The sequence below is a fragment of the Micromonospora sp. DT44 genome (genome assembly GCF_049841635.1).
Taxonomy (GTDB): Bacteria; Actinomycetota; Actinomycetes; order Mycobacteriales; family Micromonosporaceae; genus Micromonospora.
In genome coordinates, this window is sequence record NZ_JBNCKS010000004.1 from 131,293 (window position 1) to 145,113 (window position 13,821).

General features: G+C 71.9%; 9 protein-coding genes. 3 read left to right on the plus strand and 6 right to left on the minus strand.

The window, feature by feature from the left end; translation table 11 throughout:
* Positions 1–2 precede the first annotated feature (2 nt).
* The gene (gene hemL / locus ACLQ25_RS04045; RefSeq protein WP_425729157.1) at positions 3–1,340 is read right to left on the minus strand and encodes a glutamate-1-semialdehyde 2,1-aminomutase; all 1,338 of its coding nucleotides are present in this window, start codon (positions 1,338–1,340) and stop codon (positions 3–5) included.
* Positions 1,341–1,483: 143 nt separating this feature from the next.
* Here hemL and ACLQ25_RS04050 point away from each other — a divergent pair, with 143 nt between their 5' ends.
* Positions 1,484–1,819, plus strand: coding sequence for an STAS domain-containing protein (locus ACLQ25_RS04050; protein ID WP_007454492.1), 336 nt, complete (start codon positions 1,484–1,486; stop codon positions 1,817–1,819).
* A 131-nt stretch (positions 1,820–1,950) separates the two neighbouring features.
* On the opposite strand, the gene ACLQ25_RS04055 is transcribed toward ACLQ25_RS04050, so the two are convergent.
* Together ACLQ25_RS04055 and ACLQ25_RS04060 are read right to left on the minus strand one after the other, a co-directional pair.
* Positions 1,951–3,564: an ABC transporter permease gene (locus ACLQ25_RS04055; RefSeq protein WP_425729160.1), complete on the minus strand. Its 1,614-nt coding sequence runs from the start codon at positions 3,562–3,564 to the stop codon at positions 1,951–1,953.
* Complete coding sequence (locus tag ACLQ25_RS04060; protein WP_425729162.1) at positions 3,561–4,457, minus strand: ATP-binding cassette domain-containing protein; 897 nt, start codon at positions 4,455–4,457, stop codon at positions 3,561–3,563. Before ACLQ25_RS04060 ends, ACLQ25_RS04055 begins: the two co-directional genes overlap by 4 nt.
* A 90-nt stretch (positions 4,458–4,547) precedes the next feature.
* On the opposite strand from ACLQ25_RS04060, the gene ACLQ25_RS04065 reads away from it, so the two are divergent.
* Positions 4,548–5,042 (plus strand): GbsR/MarR family transcriptional regulator, encoded by a 495-nt coding sequence (locus ACLQ25_RS04065; RefSeq protein WP_425729164.1) that lies wholly within the window; start codon positions 4,548–4,550, stop codon positions 5,040–5,042.
* Between the two features lie 67 nt (positions 5,043–5,109).
* Here ACLQ25_RS04065 and ACLQ25_RS04070 read toward each other — a convergent pair whose 3' ends face one another.
* Together ACLQ25_RS04070 and ACLQ25_RS04075 are read right to left on the minus strand one after the other, a co-directional pair.
* A complete protein-coding gene (locus ACLQ25_RS04070; protein ID WP_357133755.1) occupies positions 5,110–5,664 on the minus strand; it encodes a response regulator in 555 nt (184 codons plus the stop codon).
* Complete coding sequence (locus ACLQ25_RS04075) at positions 5,661–10,028, minus strand: HAMP domain-containing protein (RefSeq protein ID WP_357171609.1); 4,368 nt, start codon at positions 10,026–10,028, stop codon at positions 5,661–5,663. Before ACLQ25_RS04075 ends, ACLQ25_RS04070 begins: the two co-directional genes overlap by 4 nt.
* A gap of 251 nt (positions 10,029–10,279) precedes the next feature.
* Here ACLQ25_RS04075 and ACLQ25_RS04080 point away from each other — a divergent pair, with 251 nt between their 5' ends.
* The gene (locus ACLQ25_RS04080) at positions 10,280–12,349 is read left to right on the plus strand and encodes a SpoIIE family protein phosphatase (RefSeq protein WP_425729167.1); all 2,070 of its coding nucleotides are present in this window, start codon (positions 10,280–10,282) and stop codon (positions 12,347–12,349) included.
* A gap of 60 nt (positions 12,350–12,409) precedes the next feature.
* Here ACLQ25_RS04080 and ACLQ25_RS04085 read toward each other — a convergent pair whose 3' ends face one another.
* A complete protein-coding gene (locus ACLQ25_RS04085; RefSeq protein ID WP_425729169.1) occupies positions 12,410–13,768 on the minus strand; it encodes an FAD-binding oxidoreductase in 1,359 nt (452 codons plus the stop codon).
* Between the last annotated feature and the right edge of the window lie 53 nt (positions 13,769–13,821).

Here is a 13,821-nt window from a genome sequence, read left to right on the forward strand (position 1 = left end):
TGTTACCCCCCGTGACCGGCCGCTGCGGCCGCGTTCGCCGCCGTCGGCAGCGCGGCGGCGATGTGCTCCAGAGCGGCGTCGTCGATCGCCGCCGACACGAACCACGACTCGAACGCGCTCGGCGGCAGGTAGACGCCGGAGGCGAGCATCGAGTGGAAGAACGCCTTGAACGCCGGCACCTGCTGGGTGCGCGCGCTGTCGTAGTCGACCACGTCGGCGTCCGTGAAGAAGATCGAGAACATGCTGCCCGCGTACGACAGGAAGTGCGGGACCCCGGCGGCGGCCAGCGCGTCGGACGCGAGCTTGCCCACGACGGCGGCCGTGTCGTCGAGCTTGCGGTAGAGCGCGTCGTCGGCGAGCCGCAGGGTCGCCAGACCGGCGGCGCAGGCCAGCGGGTTACCGGAGAGCGTCCCGGCCTGGTAGACCGGGCCGGCCGGCGCGAGACGCGCCATGATGTCCGCGCGCCCGCCGAACGCCGCGGCGGGCAGGCCACCACCCATGACCTTGCCGTACGTCCACAGGTCCGCGTCGGAGGCGTCGAGGCCGTGCCACCCGGCGCGGGAGACCCGGAACCCGGTCATCACCTCGTCCACGACGAACAGGGCGCCGTGCGCGTGGGCGATCCGGGCGAGCTGCTGGTTGAAGCCGTCGCGGGGCGCCACCACGCCCATGTTGCCGGCGGCGGCCTCGGTGATCACGGCGGCGATGTGCGGGCCCTCGGCGGCGAACGCCTCCTCGACGGCCCGGATGTCGTTGTACGGCAGCACGATCGTCTCGCTGGCCGCCGCGCCGGTCACGCCGGGCGAGTCGGGCAGGCCGAGGGTCGCCACACCGGAACCGGCGGACGCGAGCAGCGCGTCGACGTGACCGTGGTAGCAACCCGCGAACTTGACGATCTTGGAGCGGCCGGTGAAGCCGCGCGCCAGCCGGATCGCCGACATCGTCGCCTCGGTGCCGGAGTTGACCAGGCGGACCTGCTCCATCGGGGTCCGGTCGACCAGCTCGGCGGCCAGCTCAACCTCGCCCGGCGTGGGCGTGCCGAAACTGGTGCCCCGGGCGGCGGCCGTCTGCACGGCGTCCACCACCTCCGGGTGGGCGTGCCCGAGGATCAGCGGACCCCACGAGCACACCAGGTCGACGTAGCGGCGACCGTCGGCGTCGTACAGCCACGGGCCCTCACCACGGACCATGAAGCGCGGGGTGCCGCCAACGGCCTGGAAGGCGCGCACAGGTGAATTGACCCCGCCGGGCACGATGGCGCGGGCGCGGTCGAACAGGGCCTCGGAGGCCGGCGCGTCGGCCGGGTAGCGGCCAGATCCGGCGGAAACGATGTCGGTCACGATGCCGCCATTGTGTCAGCGCCGGACGGTCTACCAGCAGCCACCCCGGGCGAGGGTTACCGGGCTCACCCAGCTCCGGTACCCGATGGGCCGGCTCGTCGCCTCGACAGGCCGGGTCGGCTGGATCGCGCTAGGCTGACCGAGTGGATCGTGCCGAACTGTCCATCACGCTGCACCGGACGGGCGACGAAGCAGTGCTTCGCCTGGCCGGTGAGATCGACATGCTCACGGCCGCCCAGCTCAGCACCGTGGTCAACGAAGTGCTGGCCGATCCGCCCCCGCGGATCGTGCTCGACCTCGGCGGCGTCACCTTCTGCGACTCGCAGGGCCTGGGCACGCTCGTGGTGCTCAGCCGCAAGGCCAGCCACGCGCAGAGCCTGCTGATGCTCACCCACGTCGGTGACTTCCTGATCCGCGTCCTGGACATCACCGGCCTGCGCAGCGCCCTGATGATCCGCAACGACCAACCCACGGGCTGACCCCGGCCCTACCGGCCCCCACGCCCGCCCGGACCGATCGCCTCGTTGATCAAGAGGTTTGCGTCAAGAATCGCGCTCAAGCTGACGCAAACCTCCTGATCAACGCGTCCGGCTAGCGGGGTCGCCGCCGGTCAGGGGGTGGGGATGTCTCGGGAGTGGAAGGCGCGCAGGGCCAGGGTTAGGAGGGTGGCTGCTGCCGCGCTCAGGGCCGCCAGGGGTAGCGCTGTCCAATTGTTGGTCAGGACCTGGGGGGTGTGGGTGAACGGGGAGATGTCCAGGACCCACTGGCTCAGCTCCAGGACCGCGCCGATCTGACCCAGCAGCAGACAGCCGGCGAGCACCGCCCAGGCCGCCCACGAGAACCGGGGCAACCACCCCACCAGCAGCGCCGCCAGCCCCGCAAGGACCCACGCCGCCGGAACCTGGGCCAGCCCCACGCCGAGCAGCCGTGGCACCTCGCCGCCGACGTCACCAACGCTGAGGCCGTACGACAGTCCCGTCGCCGCCCCCGTCACGGCCAGCACCACCACCGGGCCGAGCAACGCGAAGACCAGGTGCGCCGCCAGCCAGCGGACCCTGCTCACCGCCGTGGCGAGCAGCGGTTCGGCCCGCCCGGCCGTCTCCTCCGCCCGCGCCCGCAGCGCGGCCTGGATGCCGTACCCGGCGGCGGCCAGCGCGGTCAGGCTCAACGTGCTGCCGAGGTACGCCTCGGCCAACGTCGACGACCCACCCAGCCGGGCCAGTAGCTCGGCGACCTGCTCGTTGCCCTGCACCGCGTTGCCGGCCGCGTCGGCCGCGCCGCCCAGCACCAGACCGAGCAGCCCGAAGCCGACCGCCCACCCGAGCAACTGGCCCCGGTGCAGCCGCCAGGCCAGGCCGAACGGTCCGGCCAGCGCGCCGCCCGCGGTGGCCGGACCGAGCCGGGGCGGCAGCACGCCGGCACCCACGTCCCGGCGTACCGAGACGGGGTACGCGACGAGCGCCACCGCGACACTGAACAGCACCGGCAGCAGCAGCACCCACCAACGCTCACCGGCGAAGGCCCGCCCCCGGGCCGCCCAGCCGAGCGGGGAGATCCAGCTCAACCATTCGGCACGTCCGCCGCTGCCACCGGAACCTCCGGCGTCGCCGCCGAGGCGCAGCGCGAACGCCAACCCGAGCACGCCCAGCCCGATGCCGCGCGCCCCTCCGGCGCTCTGGGTGAGCTGCGCGGCAAGGCCGCCGACCGTGGCGAAGGCGATGCCGGTCAGGGCCACGCCGGCGCCGAAGAGCAGCGATCCGGCACCGGGCAGGCCCGCCGCGACCAGGCCGCCGGCGACGAGCAGGCCGAGCAGCAGATTCGCGGTGTACGTGACCAACAGCGCCGCGGTCAGCCCGGCGTACCGGCCGAGGACCGATGCGCCCAGCAACTCCCGCCGGCCGGCCTCCTCCTCGGTGCGGGTGTGCCGTACCACCGTCAGCACGCTCGCCAGGGCGGCGACCAGGGCGAACAGCCCGGCCCGCTGGACGGTGAGCGCGCCGGTGCTGTCGCCGTACACCGGACCGAGCAGCGCGACGACCGACGGGTTGCTCGCCGTGCCGGCCAGGTAGGCGGCCCGTTCGGCGGCGGTCGGATAGAGGCCGGCGTACGCGCCGGCGTAGCTGGCCGGCAGCACGGCCAGCGGAAGTATCCAGATGGGCAGCACGATCCGGTCCCGCCGCAGGATCAGGCGCACCAGGTGCCGGGTGCCGGTGAACGCGGTCATGAGCGCACCTGCTCGCCCTGGTAGTGCCGCAGGAACAGCTCCTCCAGAGTCGGCGGTTGGCTGACCAGGCTGCGTACGCCGATCTCGGTGAGTCGACGGAGCGCGCTGTCCAGCGCGGCGTCCTCCACGTCGAAGCGCACCCGCTGCCCGTCCACCCGCAGGTCGTGCACGCCGGTGAGCTGACCCAGCCCGTCCACCGCACCGGTCAGCTCGGCCTCGATCGAGGTGCGCCGCAGGTGCCGCAGCTCGCTCAGGGTGCCGGTCTCCACGTCCCGCCCGTTGCGGATGATCGTCACCCGGTCGCAGAGCGCCTCCACCTCGGCCAGGATGTGGCTGGAGAGCAGCACGGTACGACCGTCGGCCTTTGCCCGGCGTACCCAGTGCTGGAAGACCTCCTCCATGAGGGGGTCCAGGCCGGACGTCGGCTCGTCCAGGATGAGGAGTTCGGCGTCCGACGCGAGGGCGGCCACCAGCCCGACCTTCTGCCGGTTGCCCTTGGAGTACGTCCTGCCCTTCTTGCGGGGATCCAGCTCGAAGGAGTCGAGCAGTTCGGCTCGGCGGGCCGGGTCGAGCCCGCCGCGCATCCGGCCGAGCAGGTCGATGACCTCGCCGCCGGAGAGGTTGGGCCAGAGCGTCACGTCGCCCGGCACGTACGCCAGCCGGCGGTGCAGGGCCACCGCGTCGCGCCATGGATCGCCCCCGAGCAGGCGGACGACCCCCGCGTCCGTCCGCAGCAGACCGAGGAGCGCCCGAATGGCCGTCGACTTGCCGGCGCCGTTCGGCCCGAGGAAGCCGTGCACCTCGCCGGCGCGGACGCTCAGGTCCAGGCCGTCGAGCGCCCGGACGCGGCCGAAGGCCTTGACCAGGCCGGACACTTCAATCGGATTTTCCATGTATCGGAAGCTACACTCGTTTCACAAAGTTGTGAAGACAGTGTGAGCGGGGCACCATCGGTGCCCACAAACGATGCGGGAGGGGCAGAGATGGCAGCGGCCGACGGCCACGACCCGGTGCACCTCTTCGTCGAACGGATGGCCCTCACGTTCGCCGAGGTCGGGTTTCCGCGGATGGCCGCGCGGGTGCTGTTCACCGTGATGAGCGCGGACGATCCGCTGACGGCTGCCGAGATCGGCGAACGGCTCGGAGTCAGCGCGGCGGCGGTCAGCGGCGCGGTCCGGTACCTCACCCAGTTCGGCATGCTGATCCGCGAGCCAGTCCCCCGCTCCCGCCGGGATCGCTACCGGATGCCGGACGACCCCTGGTACGAGGCGACCATCACCAAGACCGCGATCTACAAGACGTTCATCGACGTGGCCGAGGGCGGCGTCGGGGCCCTCGGCGCGGAGACGCCGGCCGGTGAACGGGTGGCCGAGATGCGCGACTTCTTCATCTTCGTGCAGGAGGAGATCGACTCGCTGGGCGAGCGGTGGCGGGCCCGCCGGGCCGCCACCGGCCACCTTCGACCCGGCGAGGCCTGACCCTCAGGCCAGCGCCGCGAGCGCTGAGCCAGCCCGGCCACAGCCATGAGCTGCCGAACGCCGCCGGTCAGGCCGTGTTGCCCCAGCGGGCCTGTTCGAGGAGCCCGACCGCACGGTCCCGCGCCTCCCGGTCGTCCGAGCGGAGCAGGGTGGTGGCCTCGTCCACCGCGTCGGTGAGCCGCCGCCACTGCGCGTCGCGATCCCGCACCAGGTCCGACTGGGCGGCCAACTGCCGGGTCTTCACCCACAGCTCGACGAAGACCGACACCTTGGCCCGCAGCACCCACGGATCGAACGGCTTGGTCAGGTAGTCCACGGCACCCACCTGGTAGCCCCGCAGAGCGAGCTGGGCGTCCCGGTCGGCGGCGGTGAGGAAGATGATCGGCACGTGCCGGGTGCGCTCCCGGCGCTTGATGTGACTGGCCGTCTCGAAGCCGTCCATGTCCGGCATCTGCGCGTCCAACAGGATCACCGCGAAGTCGTCCACCAGCAACTGCTTGAGTGCCGCCTCGCCGCTCTCCACGGCCACCGACTGGACCGGCAGGCCCTGGAGGATCGCCTCCAGGGCCATCAGGTTCTCCCGGCGGTCGTCCACGAGCAGCGCCTTGGCCATCTGGGTCACGAAGTCTCCTCGGTGCGGCTGCCGCTGATCCAGGACGACATCAGCTCGATCAGGTCGTCGAGGTCGACCGGCTTGGTGATGTAATCGCTTCCCCCGGCCGCGAGCGCCGACTCGCGGTCGCCCGGCATCGCCTTCGCGGTCAGGAAGACGACGGGGAGGTCGGCGAACCGGTGGTTACGCCGGATCTGACGGGTCGTCTCGTACCCGTCCTGGTCGGGCATCATGGCGTCCATCAGCACGATGTCCACCTCCGGATGCTCGGCCAGCAGGCGGACGCCGTCCGCCCCGTTGTCCGAGTACAGCACGGTCATGCCGTGCAGCTCCAACGCGCTGGTCAGAGCGAAGACGTTACGCACGTCGTCGTCCACGATCAGCACCGTTGCCCCGTCCAGCTGCCGGGTGGCCGGCGCCTCCGGCCGCTCCGGCAACAGCTCCAGCGGCGGCATGAGCAGCGACGACGGCAGCCCGGCACGCTGTGGCGACGGCGACTGCGGCGCGACGACCGCGTCCGGGGCGAGGACCTGGGGTACGAACAACGTGAACGTCGAGCCCTGGCCGGGCGCCGACGAGACGGTGATCGTGCCACCGATCAGTCGCGCCAGGTCCCGGCTGATCGACAAACCGAGACCGGTGCCGCCGTAGCGGCGGCTGGTCGTGCCGTCCGCCTGCTGGAACGCCTCGAAGATGATCGACAGTTTGTCGTCGGAGATCCCGATCCCGGTGTCGATCACCGTGAAGGCGATCACCTGCTGGGCGTTCGTCAGCGCCGGCACGTCGAACACCGCGTTCGGCGCGGCCGGGGCGATCCGCAACGTCACCGCACCGTTGTCGGTGAACTTCACCGCGTTGGAAAGCAGGTTGCGCAGGATCTGCTGCAACCGCTGCGCGTCGGTCACCAGTGCCGGCGGCAGATCCTTGCTGACGCGTACCTGGAAGTCGAGATTCTTCTCCTCGGCCTGCGGCGCGAACGCCTGCTCGACGAAGCCGCGCAGCTCGGTGAAGCGGATCTCGGTGGGCTCGACGTCCATCCGGCCCGCCTCGATCTTGGACAGGTCGAGGATGTCGTCGATCAGCCGCAGGAGGTCGGAGCCGGAGCCGTGGATCGTCCGGGCGAACTCGATCTGCTTCGGGCTGAGGTTCTGCTCCGAGTTCTCCGCGAGCAGGCGGGCCAGCAGCAGCAACGAGTTCAGCGGCGTACGCAGCTCGTGGCTCATGTTGGCCAGGAACTCCGACTTGTACGCCGACGCCCGGGTGAGCTGCTGCGCCTTCTCCTCTAGGCCGAGGCGGGCCAGCTCGATCTCCCGGTTCTTGGTCTCGATGTTGCCCTTCTGCTCGGAGAGGAGGGTGGCCTTCTCCTCCAGCTCGGCGTTGGTGCGCTGCAACTCCGCCGACTGCTCCTGCATCTCGTGCGCCAGCCGCTGCGACTGGGCCAGCAGTTCCTCCGTACGCCGGTTGGCCTGGATGGTGTTGACCGCGATGCCGATGGTGAGCACCAGCCGCTCCAGGAACGACAGGTGCAGCTCGGAGAAGGCGGACACGCTGGCGAACTCGATCACCCCGAGGAGTTCCCCCTCGAACAGCACGGGGAGCACCACCAGGTCGGTCGGAGGTGTCTCGGCCAGACCGGAGCGCAGCGTGAGGCGGCTGTTCGGTGGGGCGCTGACCCGGATCGTCCGGCGCGAGAGGGCGGTCTGCCCGACCAGCCCCTCACCCGGCCCGAAGGTCACGTCGTGCCCCCGCGCCACATAGCCGTACGACGAGGTCAACCGCAGCCGCATGCTGCCGTCGGTGTCGTCGGCCAGGAAGAACGCGCCGAGTTGCGCGTCGACCAGCGGCGTCACCTCGGTCATGATCATGCGGCAGACCTCGCCGAGGTCGCGCTGGCCCTGCAACAGGCCGCCGATGCGGGCCAGGTTGGAGTCCAGCCAGCCCTGCTCGGCGTTCTTCTTGGTCGTCTCCCGGAGGGTGACGATCATCTGGTTGATGTTGTCCTTCAGCTCGGCGACCTCGCCCTGCGCCTTGACGGCGATCCGCTGGGTCAGGTCGCCCCGGGTCACCGACGTGGACACCTGGGCGATGGCCCGTAGCTGGGTGGTCAACGTGGAGGCGAGCTGGTTGACGTTCTCGGTGAGGTCGCGCCAGGTGCCGGAGACGCCCTTGACCTGTGCCTGACCACCCAACTTGCCCTCGATGCCGACCTCGCGGGCCACCCGCGTGACCTCGTCGGCGAACGACGAGAGCTGGTCGACCATCGTGTTGACGGTGGACTTCAGCTCCAGGATCTCGCCCTGGGCGTCCACGGTGATCTTCTGCGACAGGTCGCCCTTCGCCACCGCCGTGGTCACCGAGGCGATGTTGCGGACCTGGCTGGTCAGGTTCGACGCCATCGAGTTCACGTTGTCCGTCAGGTCACGCCAGGTGCCGGAGACGCCCTTGACCTGCGCCTGACCGCCCAACTTGCCCTCGGTGCCCACCTCACGGGCCACCCGGGTCACCTCGTCCGCGAACGACGAGAGCTGGTCGACCATCGTGTTGACCGTCGACTTCAGCTCCAGGATCTCGCCCCGCGCGTCCACCGTGATCTTCTGCGACAGGTCACCCTTCGCCACCGCCGTCGAGACCTGGGCGATGTTGCGGACCTGGGCCGTCAGGTTCGACGCCATCGAGTTCACGTTGTCGGTCAGGTCGCGCCAGGTGCCGGCGACCCCACGCACCTGGGCCTGACCGCCGAGCTTGCCCTCGGTACCCACCTCGCGGGCCACCCGGGTCACCTCGTCGGCGAACGACGACAACTGGTCCACCATCGTGTTGACGGTCGACTTCAGCTCCAGGATCTCGCCCCGCGCGTCCACCGTGATCTTCTGGCTCAGGTCACCCTTCGCCACCGCCGTGGTCACCGAGGCGATGTTGCGGACCTGGCTGGTCAGGTTCGACGCCATCGAGTTCACGTTGTCCGTCAGGTCCCGCCACGTACCGCTGACGCCCTTGACCTGCGCCTGACCGCCCAGGTTGCCCTCGGTGCCCACCTCGCGGGCCACCCGGGTCACCTCGTCCGCGAACGACGAGAGCTGGTCGACCATCGTGTTGACGGTGTTCTTCAGCTCCAGGATCTCGCCCTGCGCGTCGACGGTGATCTTCTGCGACAGGTCGCCCTTCGCCACGGCCGTGGAGACCTGGGAGATGTTGCGGACCTGGCTGGTCAGGTTGCCGGCCAACTGGTTGACGTTCTCGGTGAGGTCACGCCAGGTGCCCGAGACGCCGCGCACCTGCGCCTGACCACCCAACTTGCCCTCGATGCCCACCTCGCGGGCCACCCGCGTGACCTCGTCGGCGAACGACGACAACTGGTCCACCATCGTGTTGACGGTGTCCTTCAGCTCCAGGATCTCGCCCTGCGCCGCCACGGTGATCTTCTGCGACAGGTCACCCCGCGCCACCGCCGTGGAGACCTGCGCGATGTTGCGGACCTGGGCGGTCAGGTTCGACGCCATCGAGTTGACGCTGTCGGTCAGGTCCTTCCAGGTGCCCGCCACGTTCGGCACCTCGGCCTGCCCGCCCAACTTGCCCTCGGTGCCCACCTCGCGGGCCACCCGGGTCACCTGCTCGGCGAAGAGCCGCAGCGTGTCCGTCAGGTAGTTCATCGTGGCGGCCAGCTCGGCCACCTCACCGCGCGCGCTGACCGTGATCTTCTGCGACAGGTCGCCCTTGGCCACCGCCGTCGCCACCTGCGAGATCGACCGCACCTGGCCCGTCAGGTTCGACGCCATGGTGTTCACCGAGTCGGTGAGGTCCTTCCACGTGCCGGCGACACCCCGCACGTCGGCCTGGCCGCCCAGCTTGCCCTCGGTGCCCACCTCACGGGCCACCCGGGTCACCTCGTTGGAGAACGACGACAACTGGTCGACCATCGTGTTGACCGTGCGCCCGATCCGCAGGTACTCACCGCGCAGCGGCCGACCGTCGATCTCCAACGCCATGTGCTGGGACAGGTCGCCGTCGGCGACCGCCACGATGACCCGGGCGATCTCGGTCGTCGGCCGGCCCAGGTCGTCGATCAGCGAGTTGATCGCCCGCTGCCCCTCCGCCCACGAGCCGTCCAGCCCCTCGTCATCGAGCCGCTCGGTGAGCCGACCGTCCCGGCCGACGATCCGGCTGATCCGCCGCAGGTCCAGGTACTGACGCTCCTGGACCGAGACCACCTCGTTGAAGGCGTCTGCCACCTCACCCGCCTTGCCGGCGCGACGGGGCAACCGGACCTTCAGATCACCGCGACGAACCCGTCGCAGCGCCTCGGTCAGCTCATCGAGAAGCGCATCCTGGTCGGGCGCGGACGGATCCGCGTACGACTGCTTCGCCGTGGTCATGATGCCTCGCTCACCTGGGGGGGTCCGTGCCCGTACAGACACACCGGCACCCCATATTGTGCCCGCGTCGGCCGTAGTGCCAGGGTGCGCGACCCGCCGATCGAACCCGGCGGCCCCCGGGATCCTCGCGGCGGTACCCAACCCGACACAGAAGTCGCCGAGTGGCGCTCGTCACGTCGGAGACACCGCGCTGCCCCCACCGATCACGGATCGGCTTGGCACCTGGCCGGGGAACGGTAGAGGATACGAGGGTGTCAGCCGAGGCGGGGCCCGCAACGGCCGGGGCCCGGAACGGGGCCGTCCGGCGTGTCCGTCTGCCCGCCGACCGCCGTACGCCCGCCGCCGCCCGCGCGGTCGTCCGCTCCGTCCTCACCGAGGCGCACCTCGACGACCTGGTCAACGAGGCGCTGCTGCTCACCACCGAGCTGACCACCAACGCCGTCGAGCACGCCGGCACCGAACTGGACATCGAGGTCGTGGCGGACGGTGTCGGGCTCTCCGTGACCGTCTCCGACTTCGCGCCCAGCTCGGGCAACGACGAGCTGACCGTCGGCGTCCGCAACGACACGGCCGAGATCGACGAGGTCTCCGAGCGAGGTCGCGGACTGCTGCTCGTCGACCACTTCGCCAGCCGCTGGGGCACTACGTACCTGCCGACCGGCAAGGGCGTCTGGTTCCGCCTGGACCGGCCCGGCGCCGAGCCGGGTGCCGGCGCCAGCGCCGGTGGCACGTCGGTGGCCGCCGGCACCGGGGCCGGCGACGGCTCGGCGCCGAGCGCGGGCGCGATGAGCGAACTCATGCAGACCGCCCCCGACATGTACGCGGACGACCCGCTGCCCGACTTCGCCGCCAGCCTGCTCAGCCGGGTCGCCGAGATGGTCGGCGCGGCCGGTGGGGCCGTCCGCCTCGACCGGGGCGACGGGCAGGGCCGCCAGTTGTTGGCACGCTTCGGCCGGCAGCCCCGCCCCGACAGCGAACTGCTCCGGGTGCCGCTGACCGTGCACCGCCCGTACGCCGGGGAGTTGGAGCTGGACGCCGCACCATCGGCGTACGCCCGCCCGTTGGCGGTGCTCACCGCGGAGCGGCTGTCGCTGCACCTGGAGAACGACCGGCTGCGCCGGGCGGACGTCCGTCGGCAGGCGTGGCTGACGTTCCTCGCCGAGGCGAGCGAGCTGCTGGCCCAGTCGCTGGACGTCGAGCTGACCATGGCGTTGATTCCCCAGTTGGTGGTGCCCCGCCTCGGCCAGTGGTGCGCCGTGCACACGACCGACGAGTGGGGCCGGCTGCGGCTGGCCGCGACCAGCCACGCCGACGAGTCGGTGCTGCCACAACTGCACCGGGTGCTGGCGGAGACCGGCCCGGATTCCATCCAGGCCCGGCTGCGGGAGGCGTCCCGGAGTGCGGCGCAGATCCCGCTCGGCGGCCCGATGGAGGGCTTCGCGGTTCCGCTGATCGCCCGCGGGCAGCGACTCGGCACTCTCGCGGTGGGCCGGCACCAACGGCACCGGCACGACCCGGACGAGGTGGCCGTCCTGGAGGACGTGGCCCGGCGGGCCGCGCTGGCGATCGAGAACGCCCGGATCCACGCCGAGCGCCGACGGGTGGCGCAGACGCTCCAGAAGTCCCTGCTGCCGCCCGTGCTGCCGGTGGTGGAGGGCATCGGCTTCGCCGCCGAGTACGTGCCCACCGGCGACGACGCCGAGGTGGGTGGCGACTTCTACGACGTGGTGCCGCTGCCGGACGGGCGCTGGCTCGTGGTGATCGGCGACGTGTCGGGCAAGGGCGTCCAGGCGGCGGCGGTCACCGGGCTCGTCCGGGACGTGATCCGGGTGCTGGTCGGCGACGGCAAGCCGCTGCCGGAGGCGCTGGCCCGGCTCAACGAGACGCTCGTCGAGCGGGGCGGCGGCCGGTACTGCACGTTGGCCCTGGCCGCGGTCGGGCCGGGCGACGGCGACCACCTCGACGTGTCGCTGCACCTGGCCGGGCACGACCGGCCGGTGCTGCTGGCCGGCGCGGGTGGCGCCCGGTTCGTCGGTGTCGGGGGCACGGCGCTGGGTCTGCTCGACACCATCACCTCACCGACGACGGAGATCACGCTCACCCCCGGCGACTCGCTGATCTTCTATACCGACGGGGTCACCGAGCGGCGGCACGGTCGGGAGCTGTTCGGCACCGACCGGCTGCGCGACGCGGCCGCGCCGCTGGCCGGCTACTCCGCCGACGTGGTCGCCGCGCGCCTGCGCGCCGCCGCCATCAACTTCTCGGTCGAGCCACCCCGGGACGACATCGCCGTCCTGGTGCTCCGCAACGACGCGGTCTGACCGGCGGCTCACCGGGCCGGCGTAGCGCCCGCGTGGGCTCGAAGGCCGTACCGGCCGGCCTCAGAGGCCGCCGGGGAGGCGGCCGGGGGCCAGGCGGCGATCCGGATCGAGGTGTTCCTTGGCCGCCTCCAACCGGGCCAGGCCGGCCAGCTCGCCCCACAGGTCGACGGCCTGTCGGACGGCGGCCGGGGCGGAGACGACCACGCAGCGGCCCTGCCGGGCCAGCAGCACCCCGCGGACGGCGGCCAGGATGGACGCCACCCGGTCGGGTGGCACCGCGCCGGGCAGGGCCGCGTGCACCACGCCCAGACCGGCCGAGCCCCGCACCGGCACGGGAGCGCCGGCCGCGTCGCGCAGCGCGTACACGGCGGCGTGCAGATCGCTGATCGGCACCTCAAGCCGTAGTGCCGTGTCGCCGGGCGCGAAGGGGTAACGACGCCACCACGGCGGTGCCGAGTGGGTCACGGTCGCCTCGCCGTGCAGCAGGCCGACCAGGCGTTCGGCGCGTTCGTTCACCTCGGCCGGGCCGCCTTCGAGCAGCACGACGAGGCTGCCCGCCCGGGAGGGGGCTCCGGACCGGCCGGACATCGACGGGTGGCGCTCGCGGGCGGTGGCGGACGGATGGCCCGGCGGGTACACGCTGCGTGGCCGGGGCAGGCCGCCGGGCAGGTCCAGCTCGATGGCCGCCGGGTCGAGGCGGGCGGCGAGGATCGACCGGATCAGCTCGTGGACCTCCAGCGGGGTCCACACCGGCCGGGACACCCAGAGCCGGCTGGCGGGCACCGGCTGCACCCGCAGGCTCGCCGAGACCAGCACGCCCAGCGCGCCCTGCGAACCACACAGCAGCCGGGCCAGGTCGAGCCCGGGCGCGCCGCCGCCGGCGCTGACCAGCTCACCGTCGGCGGCCAGATAGCGGACGCCGACGAGCTGGTCGCACGGGCTGCCGTGGCGGTGCCGCAGTGGACCGGTCTCCCCGGCGGCGAGCACCCCGCCAAGGGTCGCGCCGGGCGAGGGGGTGTCCATCGCGAGCCGCTGCCCGGTGCGTTCCAAAGTGGCCTGTACCGCCCGCAGTGGAGTGCCCGCGCCCACCTCGACCACCGGGGCGCCCACCGGCTCGTGGCCGATGCCGGCCAGCCGACCCGTGTCGAGCAGGATGTCGACCTGCGTCGGGGTGGCACCCCAGTCGATCTTCGTGCCGGCGCCCCGGGGAACCACCGTCAGATCGTGGACGGCGGCCAGTCGCAGCACCTCGGCCGCGGCGTGCGGCCCGCCGGGCACCGCTACCCAGCGGGCGGGCCGCCCGGCCACCTCGTCGGCCGAGCCGGCGAGTCGGGCGAACGGTGGACCGCAGATCGCGGTCAATCGCCGGGTGATCTCAAGGGCTCCGGACCGGCCGAGGGAACTCGCTGCTGCCGCCATGCCGGCTATCGTACATGTGTTCTAAAGACGGGGTAGGGATGTTCGGGATGCCG

Coding starts and splice junctions, on each gene's coding strand:
- ACLQ25_RS04055 (WP_425729160.1), bottom strand. CDS start 3,564: ATGACCGCGTTCACCGGCACCCGGCACCTGGTGCGCCTGATCCTGCGG.
- ACLQ25_RS04085 (WP_425729169.1), bottom strand. CDS start 13,768: ATGGCGGCAGCAGCGAGTTCCCTCGGCCGGTCCGGAGCCCTTGAGATC.
- ACLQ25_RS04065 (WP_425729164.1), top strand. CDS start 4,548: ATGGCAGCGGCCGACGGCCACGACCCGGTGCACCTCTTCGTCGAACGG.
- ACLQ25_RS04075 (WP_357171609.1), bottom strand. CDS start 10,028: ATGACCACGGCGAAGCAGTCGTACGCGGATCCGTCCGCGCCCGACCAG.
- ACLQ25_RS04060 (WP_425729162.1), bottom strand. CDS start 4,457: ATGGAAAATCCGATTGAAGTGTCCGGCCTGGTCAAGGCCTTCGGCCGC.